The 16,594-nt window shown below is 54.4% G+C and carries 14 protein-coding genes; 9 read left to right on the top strand and 5 right to left on the bottom strand.

Going from position 1 to position 16,594, the window contains the following annotated elements; genetic code table 11:
* Positions 1 to 51: 51 nt before the first annotated feature.
* The 3 genes from Q0775_RS07865 to Q0775_RS07855 form a co-directional block, all read right to left on the bottom strand.
* Positions 52 to 744, bottom strand: coding sequence for an extensin family protein (locus Q0775_RS07865; protein ID WP_298859010.1), 693 nt, complete (start codon positions 742 to 744; stop codon positions 52 to 54).
* A 54-nt stretch (positions 745 to 798) separates the two neighbouring features.
* Positions 799 to 2,190 (bottom strand): adenosylhomocysteinase, encoded by a 1,392-nt coding sequence (ahcY, locus tag Q0775_RS07860; protein ID WP_298859008.1) that lies wholly within the window; start codon positions 2,188 to 2,190, stop codon positions 799 to 801.
* Between the two features lie 85 nt (positions 2,191 to 2,275).
* Positions 2,276 to 2,581 (bottom strand): S-adenosyl-L-homocysteine hydrolase, encoded by a 306-nt coding sequence (locus Q0775_RS07855; protein WP_298859006.1) that lies wholly within the window; start codon positions 2,579 to 2,581, stop codon positions 2,276 to 2,278.
* A 98-nt stretch (positions 2,582 to 2,679) separates the two neighbouring features.
* On the opposite strand from Q0775_RS07855, the gene Q0775_RS07850 reads away from it, so the two are divergent.
* Both Q0775_RS07850 and Q0775_RS07845 read left to right on the top strand, forming a co-directional pair.
* Positions 2,680 to 3,276 (top strand): HD family hydrolase, encoded by a 597-nt coding sequence (locus tag Q0775_RS07850; RefSeq protein WP_298859004.1) that lies wholly within the window; start codon positions 2,680 to 2,682, stop codon positions 3,274 to 3,276.
* Entirely contained in the window at positions 3,273 to 3,758 is a 486-nt protein-coding gene (locus Q0775_RS07845; protein WP_298859003.1) for a GNAT family N-acetyltransferase, read from the top strand. The genes Q0775_RS07850 and Q0775_RS07845 overlap by 4 nt, the downstream gene beginning before the upstream one ends.
* A 21-nt stretch (positions 3,759 to 3,779) precedes the next feature.
* Here the strand turns inward: Q0775_RS07845 and Q0775_RS07840 are convergent, their stop codons facing one another.
* Positions 3,780 to 4,334, bottom strand: a complete 555-nt coding sequence (locus Q0775_RS07840) for an ActR/PrrA/RegA family redox response regulator transcription factor (protein WP_298859001.1) — start codon at positions 4,332 to 4,334, stop codon at positions 3,780 to 3,782.
* A 67-nt stretch (positions 4,335 to 4,401) separates the two neighbouring features.
* Entirely contained in the window at positions 4,402 to 5,010 is a 609-nt protein-coding gene (locus tag Q0775_RS07835; RefSeq protein WP_298858999.1) for an SCO family protein, read from the bottom strand.
* Positions 5,011 to 5,118: 108 nt separating this feature from the next.
* Between Q0775_RS07835 and regB the strand changes: the two genes are divergently transcribed.
* From regB to addA, 7 genes are all read left to right on the top strand, one after another.
* Positions 5,119 to 6,501, top strand: a complete 1,383-nt coding sequence (gene regB / locus Q0775_RS07830) for a sensor histidine kinase RegB (protein ID WP_298858997.1) — start codon at positions 5,119 to 5,121, stop codon at positions 6,499 to 6,501.
* Positions 6,502 to 6,579: 78 nt separating this feature from the next.
* Positions 6,580 to 8,070 (top strand): PAS-domain containing protein, encoded by a 1,491-nt coding sequence (locus tag Q0775_RS07825; RefSeq protein ID WP_298858995.1) that lies wholly within the window; start codon positions 6,580 to 6,582, stop codon positions 8,068 to 8,070.
* Between the two features lie 41 nt (positions 8,071 to 8,111).
* Positions 8,112 to 8,579 carry a tRNA (adenosine(37)-N6)-threonylcarbamoyltransferase complex ATPase subunit type 1 TsaE gene (gene tsaE / locus Q0775_RS07820; RefSeq protein ID WP_298858993.1) on the top strand — a complete coding sequence of 156 codons (468 nt, stop codon included), beginning with the start codon at positions 8,112 to 8,114 and terminating at the stop codon, positions 8,577 to 8,579.
* Positions 8,576 to 9,586, top strand: a complete 1,011-nt coding sequence (locus tag Q0775_RS07815; protein ID WP_298858991.1) for a phosphotransferase — start codon at positions 8,576 to 8,578, stop codon at positions 9,584 to 9,586. The genes tsaE and Q0775_RS07815 overlap by 4 nt, the downstream gene beginning before the upstream one ends.
* Positions 9,583 to 10,263 (top strand): nucleotidyltransferase family protein, encoded by a 681-nt coding sequence (locus tag Q0775_RS07810; RefSeq protein WP_298858989.1) that lies wholly within the window; start codon positions 9,583 to 9,585, stop codon positions 10,261 to 10,263. The genes Q0775_RS07815 and Q0775_RS07810 overlap by 4 nt, the downstream gene beginning before the upstream one ends.
* Positions 10,256 to 13,207 (top strand): double-strand break repair protein AddB, encoded by a 2,952-nt coding sequence (gene addB, locus Q0775_RS07805; RefSeq protein WP_298858987.1) that lies wholly within the window; start codon positions 10,256 to 10,258, stop codon positions 13,205 to 13,207. Before Q0775_RS07810 ends, addB begins: the two co-directional genes overlap by 8 nt.
* On the top strand, positions 13,204 to 16,587 hold the full coding sequence (gene addA, locus Q0775_RS07800) for a double-strand break repair helicase AddA (protein WP_298858985.1): 3,384 nt from the start codon (positions 13,204 to 13,206) through the stop codon (positions 16,585 to 16,587). The genes addB and addA overlap by 4 nt, the downstream gene beginning before the upstream one ends.
* Positions 16,588 to 16,594: the final 7 nt, after the last annotated feature.

Raw genomic sequence — 16,594 nt, 5'->3', positions numbered from 1 at the left:
CTAATTCACCCAAGGGGCAAAAGGAAATTATGAAGCGTGATTTCCCCATTGCTATCTACATAAACCGAAACCCGTATGCTGAAGATGGAAGTGATCAGCATGGAGACGGTTATATTCAGGACCAAGTGTGAGGCGAAACCAATCACAAGCCGTTTCATTCGCACGGCGTAGAAAGAGTGCTTTGCTCCCCTCATCATCCCAATCACGCAGCAGATCGACGGAGGTTCCGTCCGCAAGCTTGAAGCCACTGATATCTATTGCATCGGCTGTCGAATGGGTGCTCATTCGGCCTGTACTGCCCGTCGCTGTTCGCATCGCACGGCAGGAATAACTTGAAAAATGCTCTATCCGCGCGAGGGTCTGGCCGAATATTTCCTGCGCTGCTGGTTGCAAGCTGTGTTGCGTCCACATCGCCAGACGAAGCGCGGTTTGACAGCGTGTATTGACTGGCTTCAAATCGGTTCCCGCCACGTTGCTCAGCATGACTTGCGGTGAGATCCGACATTGCGGGCTGTCCACCAAATCGGGCTTGCTTTGTGCACGCGCACCTGTTGCCAAAGCTGCCAAGCACGCTTGGTCGTTGACAAGCGCACGGCGCAATTTCCACTGGGTCAGGCGGGTTAACGGCTCGGTGACAACCAGCGGGCGGGTCGGGTTCCATTCTGGTGCAAGGGGCGTTTCAGGATGCACCATCGCCTGCCAGCCACCAAAACCGATACCGCCTATAATAAAAAGAAAAAGCACCGCCCAGTGCAAAACGGGGCGATGCTTGTATGTATTGTTTTCGTCCACGAGCAGTTAGTAGCGGTAATGCTCTGGCTTGAACGGACCATCAGGCGAGACGCCGATATATGCGGCCTGTTCTGGATCAAGTTTGGACAGTTTCACACCGATGCGGTCAAGGTGCAGGCGTGCTACTTTCTCGTCCAGATGCTTGGGCAGGATGTACACTTCGTTCTTATACTGGTCGCCGCGAATCCACAGTTCCATCTGCGCCAGAACCTGATTGGTAAAGGACGCGGACATCACAAAGGACGGGTGACCAGTTGCATTACCAAGGTTCAGCAAACGACCCTCGGAAAGGAGGATCAAGCGGCTGCCTGACGGCATCTCGATCATGTCGACCTGTTCTTTGATGTTGGTCCACTTATGGTTCTTGAGGGCAGCGACCTGAATTTCGTTGTCGAAGTGACCGATGTTCCCGACGATCGCCATGTCCTTCATCTCGCGCATGTGCTCGATTCGGATTACGTCTTTGTTACCTGTGGTGGTAATAAAAATATCGGCAGTGCCCACCACATCTTCGATCAGCACAACTTCGAAACCATCCATCGCAGCCTGCAACGCACAGATTGGGTCAACCTCGGTAACCTTAACGCGCGCACCAGCACCAGCAAGGGACGCGGCAGAGCCTTTGCCCACATCGCCGTAACCCAGCACAACAGCAACTTTACCCGCCATCATGGTGTCCGTGGCGCGGCGGATACCGTCGACGAGACTTTCTTTACAGCCATATTTGTTGTCAAACTTAGACTTGGTCACAGAGTCGTTCACGTTGATCGCTGGGAACGGCAGCTGATTGTTTTTGAACAACTCATAAAGGCGGTGAACGCCTGTTGTCGTCTCCTCAGAAACGCCAACGATCTGATCACGCATTTTGGTGAACCAACCGGGGCTCGCTGCCATACGCTTTTTAATCTGGGCGAATACTGCCACTTCTTCTTCGGATGTTGGCACATCGAGCAATTCGGTCTCGCCGTTCTCGACCCGCGCACCCATCAAAATATAGAGCGTGGCGTCGCCACCATCATCAAGGATCAAATTCGGCCCCTCAGGGAACATGAAGGATTTATCGAGATAATCCCAATGCTCTTCCAATGACTGACCCTTGATTGCAAATACAGGTGTTCCACCCGCAGCAATTGCAGCCGCAGCATGGTCCTGAGTTGAGAAGATATTGCATGAAGCCCAACGTACATCGGCACCTAGCTCTACCAGAGTTTCAATCAAAACTGCAGTCTGAATTGTCATGTGCAAAGAGCCGACTATCCGCGCACCTTTCAACGGTTTTGCTTCGCCATATTCAGCACGAAGCGCCATCAGGCCCGGCATTTCCGTCTCCGCAATATCAAGCTCTTTACGGCCATATTCCGCAAGGTTGATGTCTTTTACGATATAGTCATTGGCCATCGTGGCGCTCCTTCAAATCTGTTGATGCGGCCATAACATTGCATGACTGTTCAATCAACGTGACTTAATGGCTTCACGATAGTGATCAACTGTCGGTGCGAGCTTGAATAGAGGCAATGACTTCTTCGGCGTCCATACCGGCGGTCCAGTTGCGGCCCTGCGCCTCAACACATGCAATGCCGCCAGACTGTGTCCGTACAAGAGTCCAAGACCCTGTTGCATCGGAAACCCATAAGCGCGTGTCGTCTTGTGACGGTCCCGACACAGGCTTTTCGCCATACCAATCGATTAGCGAAGACTGCATTTCCAGCGCACTCATACAAACATCTTGAGCGGCAACTGAAGTTGTCATCACTAGGGCGGTCGTAATTGCTGTTAATGCGGTTTTCATCTTCTTCTCCTTGTTGCAGAATCAACCAGCATACCTGCAAAACGTTCCCGATCTCTTTACAAGAATAAGAGCCAGATCACCGCAGCACGGAGGAAAACATGGCACCACAACCACGCGCATGGCAGCGGATGTTATCGGGTCGCAGGCTTGATCTGTTGGACCCGACCCCTGTGGATATCGAGATTGAGGATATCGCGCATGGCCTTGCGTTTGTGGCGCGGTGGAACGGGCAAACCTACGGTAATTTCGCGTATTCGGTGGCTGAGCACTCACTGCTGGTTGAGACTATCTTTGGCCGCATTTCGCCAAATGCACCAGCAAAATGGCGGCTTGCCGCTCTCCTTCATGATGCGCCTGAATATGTAATTGGTGATATGATTTCCCCCGTGAAAGCTGCTGTTGGTCCCGGATACGGTGCGCTGGACGAGCGGCTGGAGGCGGCTGTTCACATCCGCTTTGGCCTACCGGCAAAGGTACCCGCATCCATCAAGAAGCAGATAAAAAAGGCGGACCGCGTGAGCGCATGGATGGAAGCCGTGCAGATCGCCGGTTTTGACGCTGAAGAGGCCGACAAGTTTTTTGGCAAACCTGATCCCGCGTTGAAGGAAGGGCTTGAGATCACATTGCGCCCACCCGTCGAAGTACGTGCGGACTTCACAGCACGCCACGCAGAACTGTTGGAGCAATTGCCATGATCCATGTACGCCCTGCAATGCCTTTGGATGCCGGATCAATGGCTCGATTGCTCAATGAAATTATTACGATTGGCGGCACTACAGCATTGGTGCGCCCTGTTACTGCACAGGACATTGCCGAATGGATGGAGACGCCTCCCGATGGTGCTGCGTGGCACGTTGCACTCGATAGCACCGAGCAGGTCGTCGGGTTTCAATGGATCAAACCCAATGAGCAACTACCTCCCGAAGCAGTAGATATCGCGACATTTGTGCAAGTGGGTCAAACAGGGCTTGGGATCGGGTCAGCGCTTTTTGGTGCGACGGCAAAGGCAGCAAAATCGCTGGGATACGTCTGGATCAATGCCAATATTCGCGCCGACAACGAAGGCGGTTTAACATATTATCAAAGCCGTGGCTTTCGCGACTACCGAGTGATTGAAGACTATAAACTGTCCGATGGGACGCTGGTCGATAAACGCCTCAAACGCTACGATATCTAAAGCGTCCCATTAGGGCGGCGGTTAACGCGGGCTGCGCTTTGCCAATATCCGCTGCAACGTGCGGCGGTGCATGTTCAAACGCCGCGCAGTCTCAGATACATTGCGATCACACAACTCGTACACTCGCTGAATGTGCTCCCACCGCACGCGGTCCGCACTCATGGGGTTTTCTGGTGGTGGGGGTAGGTTGTCACCCGTAGCCAGCAGCGCGTTGGTAATATCCGTCGCATCCGCAGGTTTCGACAGATAATCCGTCGCACCAATTTTCACAGCAGCAACTGCCGTCGCGATCGCGCCATACCCTGTCAGCACAACAACCCGCGCGTCGGGACGTTTTTCGCGCAAAATTTCAACAACGTCGAGGCCGTTACCATCCTCAAGCCGAAGATCACAAACGGCGTATGCCGGCGGGCGTGCGGTCGCAATCGCAGATCCCGCCGCGACTGACCCAGCCATCTCAACTTCAAAGCCGCGACGCTCCATCGCCTTTGCGAGGCGCCGCAAAAACGGTTCGTCATCGTCCAACAACAACAGAGTCTTGTCGGGGCCAAGGTCGGGCAAAAGTTCTTCTGGCATGGTGCAGCGCCTTATCAGGGTCGAATGAATTCAAGTTACCCTGAATATGGAGCGCGCGCGCCTTCGGTCAAATGTGATCGACAAAACAACCGATCTTATCTGCCATCTGCTCTGGCGTGAGTTCGCGGCGAAAGAATTCAACAAATCCCTGCTCGGGCGTCACGAGGTAGGTAAAGGTAGAATGATCGACCAGATATTCGCCATCTACGGGCGGATGCGCTTTGTAATACGTGCGGTAAGCTTTGCTGGCTTCTGCAATCTGTTCCGCCGTTCCTGTGAGGCCGATCATGCGCGGGTGCATCGCTTCGGCAAAGTCGCGCACAACTTCGGGTGTATCCCGCGCGGGATCAATCGTAATGAAGACGGGTGTCACAGACTGGCCACGCTCTTCAAGGATTTCGACGGCAGCGGCGTTCCGGTCCACATCCAGCGGACAAACGTCAGGACAGTAGGTATAGCCGAAATAGATCAGCGTCGGTTCGGTAATCACATCGGTGTTCGTGACCGTTTCACCATCACCATTCACAAGCGTGAAGGGACCACCCAAATCGCCCGCTACAGCGCCAGCACCACAAGAGGCAAATTGATCATCACTATTCTGCCGCGTGAAGAAGACCGTCGCCAGAATTCCAACCCCGACAACAACAACTGCGGCGATTGCGGCATTACGGATCATAGCACTCTCCTTTGGGATGGCGCGTCATTCCGCGCCCTTGATGATAGACAGACACAGTCCTACGCTAGACCCTGTTCATTGCAAGTCACATTTGAGAGAAGCGCCCAGATGCCGCAGTCCACGATCCGCCCAATAGGCGAGCGCAAAAGAGCGAATTGGATCAGGCTTCGGACCATGATCCTGCTGCGATGGGTTGCGATTGCAGGTCAGTTTGTAGCGGTCACAATAACACCACTCATGTTCGGTCTGAACATTGAACTTGGCTGGTGCTATTTCGCCATTAGCATTTCGGTCATTTTTAATCTGGTCACGGGATTTGTATTCCCCGAGAACAAGCGCCTTTCCGAGCGCCAGAACATGGCCATGATCATCTTCGATCTACTTCAACTAAGCTTCCTGCTCTTCCTGACGGGTGGATTGAATAATCCGTTCACACTCCTTCTGCTCGGCCCCGTAACAATCTCCGCTACAGCGCTGAGCTTGCGCTCCACATTGGTGCTTTGTGCGATGGCGATTGTCAGCGTCAGTGTATTGGCCTTCTTCTATATCCCACTCAGCACACTATCAGGTCAGGTTCTCGAAATACCCGAGTTGTTTATCTTTGGTCAGTGGATTGCTCTCGTCATCGCCGTTGTGTTCACCTCTGCCTATTCGCGGCGTGTCACTTCTGAAATCCATCTGATGTCCGACGCTTTGGCCGCAACCCAAATGGCACTAGCGCGGGAGCAGAAACTGACCGATCTGGGGGGCGTTGTCGCCGCTGCAGCACATGAGTTGGGCACACCTCTCGCGACGATCAAACTGGCGAGTGCTGAACTGGTGCATGAGCTGCGCGGACAGCCCGAGTTGCGCGAGGATGCCGAACTGATTGTAGAGCAGACCGACCGCTGTCGCGATATTTTGCGTGACATGGGTCGCGCTGGAAAAGACGACCTGCATCTGCGTCAGGCCCCTCTCATTACTGTGATCGAAGCGGCGGCGGAACCGCATATGGAGCGCGGTAAAGACGTCATCATAAGTCTTGATAATTCTACAGGCACCCAACCTGCAATTTTACGGATGCCTGAAATTATTCACGGCCTGCGCAATCTCATACAAAATGCTGTCGATTTTTCAAAAACTACTGTCTGGATTGATATTCGTTGGACCGATACAACGATCACGGCTCGTATTCTTGATGATGGTGATGGGTTTCCCCCGCAGTTATTAGGCCGCTTGGGAGATCCCTTCATGGGCCAGCGGCGCAACCGAAAAAAGGATACATCCCGGCCAGAATACGAAGGGATGGGGCTCGGCCTCTTTATTGCAAAAACACTTCTGGAGCGGTCTGGAGCAAGCTTGCGTTTCGCCAACGGAGCGGATGAAGCAGGATATCACAGCCAGCAAATCGGGGCAGTTATCGAGGTCAGCTGGCCGCGTAGCACCATCGATGCCCGAGAGGGAGAAAATGCGCTGGGTTATGGAGAGAACACACGCTTTGCTGAAGCGTAAGCCCGTCTCATTATTAACACTTTTTAAAGGTTAACTGCTGCATAACGGACAAGGCCTATCTGGCTTGCGGAGTAGCTATTGAACGATCTCATTCTTATTTTTGTTGTAGTTTTACCAACTGTGACGCTTGGAATTTGGTGGGCCTTGCGGCCCGGAGAGATGCCGCGCGAGGCGGTAGAACATGACGTTCCGGCGATACTATTTCGCGACGGCGTTCTTGAGCATGCATCAGAAGCTGTTTTAGAGCGCCTTCCAATCGCCCTTGGTGCACACACATGGGAAGACTTGCACGAAATCCTTGTGCCTGACTACCCGGAGTTCCCGCGTTGCCCTGCTTATCAAACTGACGGTGAGACAATCGTTAAAGGGGTTACAGGAGATATTCGCGTATCATGGCACCCTAATGCTGCAACCATCACCTTTCATGGGACGATACAAATAGGCCACGATAGCCCGGACGTTAGGGAGCTCGAAGTGTTGCGCGAAGTGAGTGACCACCTTCCGCTCCCCGCGTGGAAAACTGATGAGACAGGTGCGGTTGTCTGGTACAACACCGCATATGCCACGCTGAAAAAACGGGCGTGTCCCGAAGCAGAGGTCGCCACTGGCTATCTATTTGAAATTCCCCAGATGCCAGAAGGTACAACAACTACACGCGTAAAGCTTACCCTTGAATGCCCTAAATTGCCCGAGTGGTTTAACGTCACCCGAAAACCACTTAGGCAAGGAGCGCTATATCACGCGACATCGCTGACAACTCTCATCCACGCCGAAGAGGCCCAGCGCGATTTTGTTCAAACGCTGGCAAAAACCTTTGCCCAGCTTTCAATTGGTTTGGCAATTTTCAATCGGGACAGGCAACTCGCTCTCTTCAATCCAGCACTGACTGATCTCACTGGATTATCCGCTTCTTTTCTTAGTCCACGCCCTACGATTGATTCATTTTTTGACGCAATGCGTGAAAACCGCCGCATGCCAGAGCCGAAGAATTACAAAACTTGGCGTCAACGCATGGCAGATTTGATTAGTGCAGCAGAAACGGGCCGGTTTGAAGAAACATGGACCTTGGAGACAGGACAAACATACCGCGTGACTGGTCGACCTCATCCTGATGGTGCTATTGCCTTTTTGATGGAAGATATTAGCGCGGAAATTTCGCTAACCCGCAACTTTCGCGCGGAGCTTGAACTGGGTCAAAGTCTTGTGGACACTTTTGAGGACGCCCTCGCCGTGTTCTCGCAAACGGGCATTTTGACATTTTCAAACAAGGCATATGATTTGCTTTGGGGGTTTCAGCACGATAGCAGCTTTGCCGACGTGACCATCACGGACGCCGTTCGCCTTTGGAAGGAAAAATCAACTCCGAACCCCTTGTGGCAAGATTTACAGGATGCGGTCATGAATTTGGAAGCACGGGAGGAGTGGATAATGCCTGTTTGCATCAAGGGTCAGACGCCGATGCAATGTAAAATTGTGCCGATTACATCAGGCGCAACTGTTGTCCGGTTTTCACGTGATCCCATTTCATTGCCTGCAAATAAAACATTGATCGGAAAAGCAAACGACTAAGGCCTCTTTCATGCGCTTGCCTGTGTGGTTAGTTTGCCCTCATGCAGTTGACCACACATCTTTCTAACCCCGATGAAACCACCGCACTCGCACGCCGCCTCGGTGCTGTTTTGGGTGCGGGTGATACCGTACTGCTGCACGGTGATGTGGGCGCGGGAAAGACCCATTTCGCACGTGCGCTGATTCAATCTTTGCTTGCCAGCCCCGAAGATGTCCCTTCCCCTACATTTACCTTGGTTCAAACCTATGATGCCGCGTCTGGCGTTGAGATTTGGCATGCAGATCTTTACCGTCTGACCGATGCCACAGAGATCGAAGAGCTAGGACTTCTGGATGCTATGGAAGCCGCCATTTGCCTGATCGAATGGCCTGACCGACTAACCTCTCTCACGCCGGATGATGCTCTGGACATCACACTCGCACCAGCCGATGCTGACGATCACCGCATCCTGACCGCAGCATGGTCGCACCCGCGTTGGGATGCCAAATTGACTGACTGGATACCATGACAGATCGCGCCTCCCTTCTCGCCGACTTTATCCAAAATGCCGGCTGGTCTAATGCCAAACGACAAACGGTAGCGGGTGATGCCTCCAATCGCAGGTATGAGCGCCTGACCCGAACTAATGGTGATACGGTGATCTTGATGGATGCGCCTGTAGATAAGGGTGAGGACGTGCGCCCCTTCATTGCGATCGCCGATCATTTACGCACCATTCAACTAAGTGCGCCGGAAATTCTTCAGCGGGATGTTGCAAACGGCTTTCTACTAATTGAGGATCTAGGGGATGATCTTTTCAAACAGGTCATTGCCCGCGACCCGTCGCTTGAGCTCCCACTTTATCAAGCATCGGTAGACGTTCTCACTGTTCTTCATGCCGCTCCAATGCCAACGCTTGCGCCCTATGATACTGCCACAATGACCAGTTTCGCGGCGCGCGCGTACGAATGGTACCTGTTCGGCATTACAGGGGAGCGCAATACTCCGGAACAAGCCGAATTCGAGACGAAGATGTCTGACTTTCTGGCTCCCCTCGAAGCTGCACGACAGGTTTTAATCCAACGTGATTATCACGCTGAAAACTTGCTGTGGTTGCCGAATCGTGACGGTGCTGCGCGTGTGGGTCTTCTGGACTTTCAGGATGCTATGTCGGGCCATGCGGCCTATGATCTGGTCTCGATCCTCCAAGACGCCCGTCGTGATGTACCACCTGCGATTGAGGCGGCGATGATTGATCGGTATCTGGCGCAAAATCCCCAGGACGAAGACGCGTTTCGCACCGCTTATGCCATTCTCGGTGTTCAACGAAACTTGCGGATCGTTGGCGCGTTTGCGAAGCTGTGTATTGAGCTGGGCAAGCCGCGTTACATTGATCTGATCCCGCGCGTTTGGGAGTTCGTCGAACGCAATCTTACACATCCTACGCTCGCGCCAATTAGTAAGCATATTACCACAAGCTTGCCTGCACCAACCGCCGATATCCTCGACACACTTAGATCGAAATGCGCGATATGAGCTTTCCTGTTTTGCTATTTGCCGCCGGTTTCGGGACGCGGATGAAGCATCTTACGGCGGACCGACCCAAGCCTATGGTTCGGGTTTCAGGCAGCCCATTGATTGATCACGCACTGGGTCTGGCAAAAGAAGTCACTCCGCCCACTATCGTAGCAAATCTGCATTACCGACCCGAATCTTTGTTGGCGCACCTAAAACCTTTAGGTGTGCAGACGATTTTAGAAACACCCGATATCTTAGAAACGGGCGGCGGGCTGCGCAATGCACTGCCCCTGCTTGGGGATGGTCCTGTCATCACGATGAATACCGATGCAATCTGGCGTGGGCCCAATCCTCTGCGGCTTCTCCTTGATGCGTGGGATCCTATAACGATGGACGCGCTGCTAATGGGCGTCCCGCCAGAGCGTGCGCTTGAGCATTCGGGCAATGGCGACTTTACCATCGCCTCTGGTGGCCGCCTGTCACGCGGTGCAGGAGTGATCTATGGCGGGGTTCAGATCATTAAAACCGATCTGCTGGCCGAAATTAACCAGAACTCTTTTTCACTCAATCTGGTCTGGGATAAGATGTTAGAAAAGAAGACAATGTTCGGCCTGAGCTACGCAGGTAAATGGTGCGATGTCGGCCATCCCGATGGGATAAAAACAGCCGAAGGATTATTGAACACTGATGTTTGAGCCCCAGGACTCCCCCCGCGTTTTCGGCCTGCCAGCCGGTGTTGATTTTCCACGGGCGTTGGTAAGCGGCCTGCTTGAGCGGTTCAAGGGACAGCCCCCCGAAGCGTTGGCCCGTGTAGACGTTCTTGTAAACACACAGCGCATGGCACGCCGCCTCCGTTCAATCTTTGAAGACGGTCCAGCATCCTTACTCCCCCGCATCCGTTTGCTCACGGACCTCGAAACGCTGGTGCCAAGTGTAATCATCCCGCAGGGCGTTCCCGCCCTGCGGCGGCGTTTGGAGCTGATTGGGCTGATCTCAGCATTGCTGGACAAATCGCCTGACCTCGCCTCACGCGCGTCACTTTATGATTTGGCAGACAGCCTTGCTGCGTTGATTGACGAGATGCAGGGCGAAGGTGTTTCTCCCGACACAATCGCAGAACTGGATGTGACCGATCAATCCGGGCATTGGGAGCGCGCAAAGGTTTTTCTCGGGATTGTACAAAGCTATCTTTCCCTCACCGAAGCCATGCCAGACAAAGAGGCACGCCAACGCGCAAGGGTAAGTGCGATTGCATACCTTTGGGCAGAGCAGCCCCCTACCCACCCCGTGATCATCGCCGGCTCAACCGGCTCTCGCGGGACTACGATGATGTTGATGGAGGCGGTGGCAAAGTTACCGCAAGGGGCGCTTATTCTGCCTGGCTTCGATTTTGATCTGCCATCGAATGTTTGGGCAGCGCTTGATGATCCGATGATTTCTGAGGACCATCCGCAATACAGGTTTTACAGTCTGATGAAGGGGTTGGGGAGCACGCCCAATGACGTTAAGAACTGGCATGCGCTCTCTGCGCCGCCTGCCCCTGCACGAAACAAACTGATTTCGCTGTCCTTGCGCCCTGCCCCCGTTACCGATGCGTGGCGGATTGAAGGGCCACAGCTTGATGACCTTGAACATGCGACGCGGGATATGACTCTCCTACTGGCCGAGACGCCGCGTGCCGAAGCTTTGGCCATCGCCATGAGATTGCGGCAGGCAGCTGAAGACGGGCAAACAGCCGCGCTTATCACACCGGACCGCATGTTGGGCCGCCGCGTTACTGCCGCGCTAGGGCGTTGGGACATCTTGCCGGATGACAGCGCAGGCACGCCTTTGCACCTTTCTCCTCCGGGTCGTTTCTTGCGCCATGTTGCCGCCCTTTTGTCACGGCGTCTGGATGCCGAAGCGCTGCTGACATTGATGAAACATCCGCTGACGAACAGCGCCGAGGACCGCAATCTCCATAACCTTAATACCCAGCGGTCGGAGTTGGCGATCCGTCGGCGCGGCCTCCCTTATCCTGAGGCCGAGGCGTTTCAGGCGATCTGTGAAAAGGCGGCACCAGATGATGAAGGTTTGCACAAGTGGGCAGCATGGGTCGGTGCGGCAACGATGGGGCATCAGGATGATAATATGCGCCCTCTGTCCTATTGGGTCGAAACGCATCTAAAGCTTGCCAATGACCTCGCCGCTGGTCCGACTGCAAATGCTGCGCATGAGTTATGGCAGAAGAAAGCAGGCATTGAAGCCCAACGCGTCATGCAAGAGCTGGAGAGCGAGTCAGGCTTTGGCACCACGCTCACAGCGGCTGATTACACTGATCTGGTCGGCGCACTGCTTTCTGCGGGTGAAGTCCGTGACCGCGATGCGCCCTACAGCGGCATCATGATTTGGGGAACACTGGAGGCACGTGTACAAGGTGCCGATCTGGTAATCCTTGGTGCGCTGAATGACGGCACATGGCCCGAAGCACCGCCCCCCGATCCATGGCTAAACCGGAAAATGCGCAGCGATGCGGGCCTCCTACTGCCGGAGCGGCGTGTCGGCCTTGCCGCGCATGACTACCAACAAGCAGTGTGTGCGCCAGAGGTCTGGATCACCCGTTCGATTAGGTCGGAGGATGCAGAAACGGTTCCCTCCCGCTGGGTGAACCGTCTGGGCAATCTGATGGGAGGGTTGCCAAAGCAAGGCGGCGTTGACGCATGGGCGGCAATGGTTAAACGAGGGGATCACTGGCTGGGGCAAGCACGCGCATTAGAGGCGGTAGACCGTGTTCCATCTGCGCCACGCCCATCGCCACGACCTCCCCTTGCCGCGCGGCCGCGAAGTCTGTCGGTGACGGAGATCAAAACACTTATCCGCGATCCCTACGCGATCTATGCCCGTCACAGTTTGCGGCTGCGTGCTTTGCGGCCCTTGGTTCAGTCTGCTGATGCGCTCCTGCGCGGTGACGTAACGCACAACGTAATGGAATATTTTGTGAAGGACGCGGCCACCGATCCCGCAACCCTTACACGCGACAATCTGCTTCGGATCGCGGAGGAAGTGCTGACCGATTTGGTCCCTTGGCCCGCAGCGCGTACTGTATGGCTTGCGCGGATTGCACGGATCGCTAACTGGTTTATTGAGCGCGAAACGATGCGCCTTGCCGCCGCGACGCCCGTCGCCTTCGAGGCGGACGCCCGCGGCGTTCTGGATATTCCTGAACTCGGCTTTACCTTGCGCGGTGTTGCGGATCGGATTGACAGGAACACGAGCGGCGAAATCCAGATTTACGATTATAAAACCGGCGTCCCGCCAACCGACAAACAGCAAAAGCATTTCGACAAACAACTATTGATCGAGGCGGCAATGGTAGAAGAAGGCGCGTTCAAAGCAGTAGGTGCTGCCCCCGTATCAAGCGCTATGTTTATCGGCCTTGGCAATCCACCAAAGGAGGTAAGCGCGCCGTTAGAAGACGAACCACCACGTGAAATTCTGGAGAACTTGCGCACGCTGATTGCCGCTTATCTTGATCTTGACCAAGGATTCACATCCCGTCGGATGTTGGAAAAAATCGTGTTTGAAGGTGAGTTTGATCACCTCGCACGATACGGTGAATGGGACGGGTCAGATTCCGTACAACCAGAGGATCTGACATGAGCACCTTGCCCGATTGGGATGAAGCCACCCGCGCCCAAATCACGGCTGCACGGCCTGACACCTCCACATGGCTGAGCGCGAATGCGGGTTCAGGCAAAACGCGCGTATTGACCGACCGCGTCGCGCGCCTGTTGCTCGATGAAGTAAAACCGCAGCATATTTTGTGCCTCACCTATACCAAAGCTGCCGCATCCGAGATGCAAAACCGCCTGTTCAAACGATTGGGCGAATGGGCGATGATGGAGGATGATGATCTGCGCAAAGGTTTGCGTGATCTTGGCGTGCTCAAAGACATCGCACCCGAAAAATTGCGCGAAGCGCGGACCCTGTTTGCTCAGGCCATCGAGACCCCTGGCGGTTTGAAAATCCAGACGATCCATTCGTTCTGTGCCTCTCTGCTCCGCCGTTTTCCGCTGGAGGCGGGAGTCAGCCCACAGTTCAAAGAGATCGAGGACCGCGCCGCCGAGTTGCTGCGTGCCGATATCCTTGACGAGATTGCCGATGGACCAGATGCGCATTTAGTCGCCAACTTGGCCGCGCACTATACTGGCGAGAGTTTCGCGTCGCTGACCCAGTCGATTACCGGTAAGCGGGAATTGTTTGCAACGCTGCCCTCCGACCTGAATGCCTTGTTTGATCTGCCATCAGGCTTTGACATAAACACCCTGCCATCGGACGTGATGGACGGGGCAGTCGCGCGCTGGATGCCCGACGCCATTGATGTGTTTGCAACTCAAAAAGCTGTGACGATGACACGGCTGGCCGATGCCTTGCGCGCCATTGATTTTTCCAACCCGACCATTGCCGATCTGGACAAGCTCAAGGCACAAATGCTCACTCAGAAATTCGAGTTGCGGAAAAGCTTCCCGACCAAAGATGCCAAGACCGCCCTCGGCCCGATGCTTAGCGCATTCGAAGATTTGGCTGACCGCACGCTCAACGCGCATGACCTCCAAATGCGTGCCAAAAATGTGTCACGCACTCGCGCCCTGCATCGCTTTGCCGAGAATTTCATCACGCGATACGAGGCTGAAAAACAGCGGCGCGGCTGGCTCGATTTCGATGACCTTATCCTGCGTGCGCGTGCCTTGCTCAATGATCCAAAAGTTGCAGCATGGGTCCTGTACCGGATCGACGGCGGCATTGATCATATTCTGGTGGATGAGGCGCAGGATACGTCGCCCCGCCAATGGGATGTGATTGAAAAGCTGGCGGATGAATTTGCCTCTGGTGCAGGAGCGCGGGATGAGCAGATGGATCGCACCCTGTTTGTAGTGGGCGACAAGAAACAGTCGATCTATTCATTCCAAGGAGCTGATCCGCGTGAGTTTGATCTCAAACGTGCATCCTTCGAGGCGAGCCTTCTTGCCGCCAATCTGAAGTTCCAGAACCAGAGCCTCGATTACTCTTTCCGCTCCTCTCCCGCTGTGCTGCGGGCGGTGGATCGGACATTCAACACCCTGCCCGATCCGCGCATGGGACAGACGATGGCACATATCGCGTTCAAGGATGCTCTGCCCGGTCGGGTGGATATCTGGCCTGTGGTTGAGGCGGATAAGACCAAAGAGGAAGAGCCGCACTGGACCGATCCAGTAGACCGAAAAAGCGAACAGCATCATACGGTCGTTCTGGCCGAGCAAATCGCCGAGCAGATCAAATATCTGATCGAGGGGGAGCATTACATCCCCGACGAGGCCAAGGACCGCACTCTGGTCCGCCGGCGCATTACGGCGGGTGATTTCCTGATTCTCGTTCGGGGCCGCAAAACAGGGCTGTTCTCGGAAATTATTCGCGCGTGCAAAGTTGCTGGCCTGCCCATTGCAGGTGCCGACCGCCTCAAAGTTGGGGCCGAACTTGCGGTGCGCGATATTGGTGCGTTGCTGTCTTTTCTTGCCACGCCTGATGATGCTCTTTCGCTTGCGACCGCACTCCGTTCGCCCTTGTTCGGATGGAGCGAGCAAAACCTGTTCACCTTGGCCCACTACCGGCCAATCAAACAGGACTTGTGGCAAAGGCTGCGCAGTCAGAAGGATGTCTATCCCGAAACCTTGGCCATTTTGCGCGATCTTCGGGGGCAAGTTGATTTCTTACGCCCTTACGACTTGATCGAACGTATCCTCACCCGCCATGAAGGGCGTCGCAATCTAGTCGCACGCATGGGGATGGAGGCCGAAGACGGTATTGATGCGCTGCTTGGTCAGGCGCTTGCCTATGAGCGGACAGAAGTGCCCAGTCTTACAGGTTTCCTTGAATGGATGCATGCTGATGATCTGGAGATCAAGCGGCAGATCGACAGTGCCTCTGACCAGATTCGTGTGATGACCGTGCATGGCGCAAAGGGGTTGGAAGCGCCGATTGTGATCCTGCCTGACACGGGTCAGAAAAAGAACGACGTGAAGAGCGAAATCATTACACTCAACGACTATCCGATCTGGAAACCCAATGCGGCCGAAATGACGCAAAGCATTGCGGCGCAGATTGACGTGCTGAAAGAGGCGCAAACACAAGAAGGGCTCCGCCTGTTCTACGTCGCTATGACTCGTGCTGAGAAGTGGCTGATAATTGCTGCGGCAGGTGACCTAGGCAAAGAAGGCAGCTGGTACCAAATGGCAGACGACGCTCTACGGCATCTAAATGCGGTGCCGTTCAAAGAGGGTTCTACACATGGATTGCGTCATGAGGAAGCCGGATGGGATACACTTCCTACCGTGACCGTACAGCCAAGAATTGACAAAAAGCTTATATTAGAGCCTGTTTTTTCCAAAATGCCACCACCGCCCCCCGTGCCAAATGCGGCTGTTTCTCCTTCCGACCTCGGTGGTGCAAAAGCCTTGGCAGGCGAAGCGGGAATGGACGAGGAAGCGGCAAAATCCTATGGGACCTTAGTGCACAGCTTGTTGGAGCATTTGGCCCCCCTTGATCCGATGCAACGCGGTGTTGTCGCTGATAAGCTATTGCAAATTAGTGACCCCCTTACTGCGAAAATGGCTCGGGACGAAACGCTGGAAATTTTGGCAGCTCCGAACCTCTCTCATGTGTTCGCGCCCAGCGCGCTGGCAGAAGTTGCCATCACTGCAAACCTTGGGACAACCCGCCTCTACGGGATTATTGACAGGCTCATTGTTGAGAAGAACCGCGTGCTGGCCGTTGATTTCAAAACCAACCGCACTGTTCCAGAAAGCGCAGACGCATGTCCCGAAGGTTTATTGCGTCAAATGGGGGCCTATGCTCATGCTTTAGCGCAAATTTATCCTGATCACCGAATCGAAACTGCGATTTTGTGGACCCACACCAGCACCCTCATGACCCTACCGCACGATACCGTGACTGCTGCGGTGCAGCGCACAGGTCACCTTGACGCAGCCACCGCAGCTTCTTAGGTATCAT

The organism is uncultured Sulfitobacter sp., from assembly GCF_947499945.1.
Taxonomy (GTDB): Bacteria; Pseudomonadota; Alphaproteobacteria; order Rhodobacterales; family Rhodobacteraceae; genus Sulfitobacter.
This window is presented reverse-complemented; position numbering and strand designations above follow the sequence as displayed.

Coding starts and splice junctions, on each gene's coding strand:
- Q0775_RS07840 (WP_298859001.1), bottom strand. CDS start 4,334: ATGCCAGAAGAACTTTTGCCCGACCTTGGCCCCGACAAGACTCTGTTG.
- Q0775_RS07855 (WP_298859006.1), bottom strand. CDS start 2,581: ATGAAAACCGCATTAACAGCAATTACGACCGCCCTAGTGATGACAACT.
- Q0775_RS07815 (WP_298858991.1), top strand. CDS start 8,576: ATGACAGATCGCGCCTCCCTTCTCGCCGACTTTATCCAAAATGCCGGC.
- ahcY (WP_298859008.1), bottom strand. CDS start 2,190: ATGGCCAATGACTATATCGTAAAAGACATCAACCTTGCGGAATATGGC.
- addA (WP_298858985.1), top strand. CDS start 13,204: ATGAGCACCTTGCCCGATTGGGATGAAGCCACCCGCGCCCAAATCACG.
- addB (WP_298858987.1), top strand. CDS start 10,256: ATGTTTGAGCCCCAGGACTCCCCCCGCGTTTTCGGCCTGCCAGCCGGT.
- regB (WP_298858997.1), top strand. CDS start 5,119: ATGCCGCAGTCCACGATCCGCCCAATAGGCGAGCGCAAAAGAGCGAAT.
- Q0775_RS07835 (WP_298858999.1), bottom strand. CDS start 5,010: ATGATCCGTAATGCCGCAATCGCCGCAGTTGTTGTTGTCGGGGTTGGA.
- tsaE (WP_298858993.1), top strand. CDS start 8,112: ATGCAGTTGACCACACATCTTTCTAACCCCGATGAAACCACCGCACTC.
- Q0775_RS07850 (WP_298859004.1), top strand. CDS start 2,680: ATGGCACCACAACCACGCGCATGGCAGCGGATGTTATCGGGTCGCAGG.
- Q0775_RS07845 (WP_298859003.1), top strand. CDS start 3,273: ATGATCCATGTACGCCCTGCAATGCCTTTGGATGCCGGATCAATGGCT.
- Q0775_RS07810 (WP_298858989.1), top strand. CDS start 9,583: ATGAGCTTTCCTGTTTTGCTATTTGCCGCCGGTTTCGGGACGCGGATG.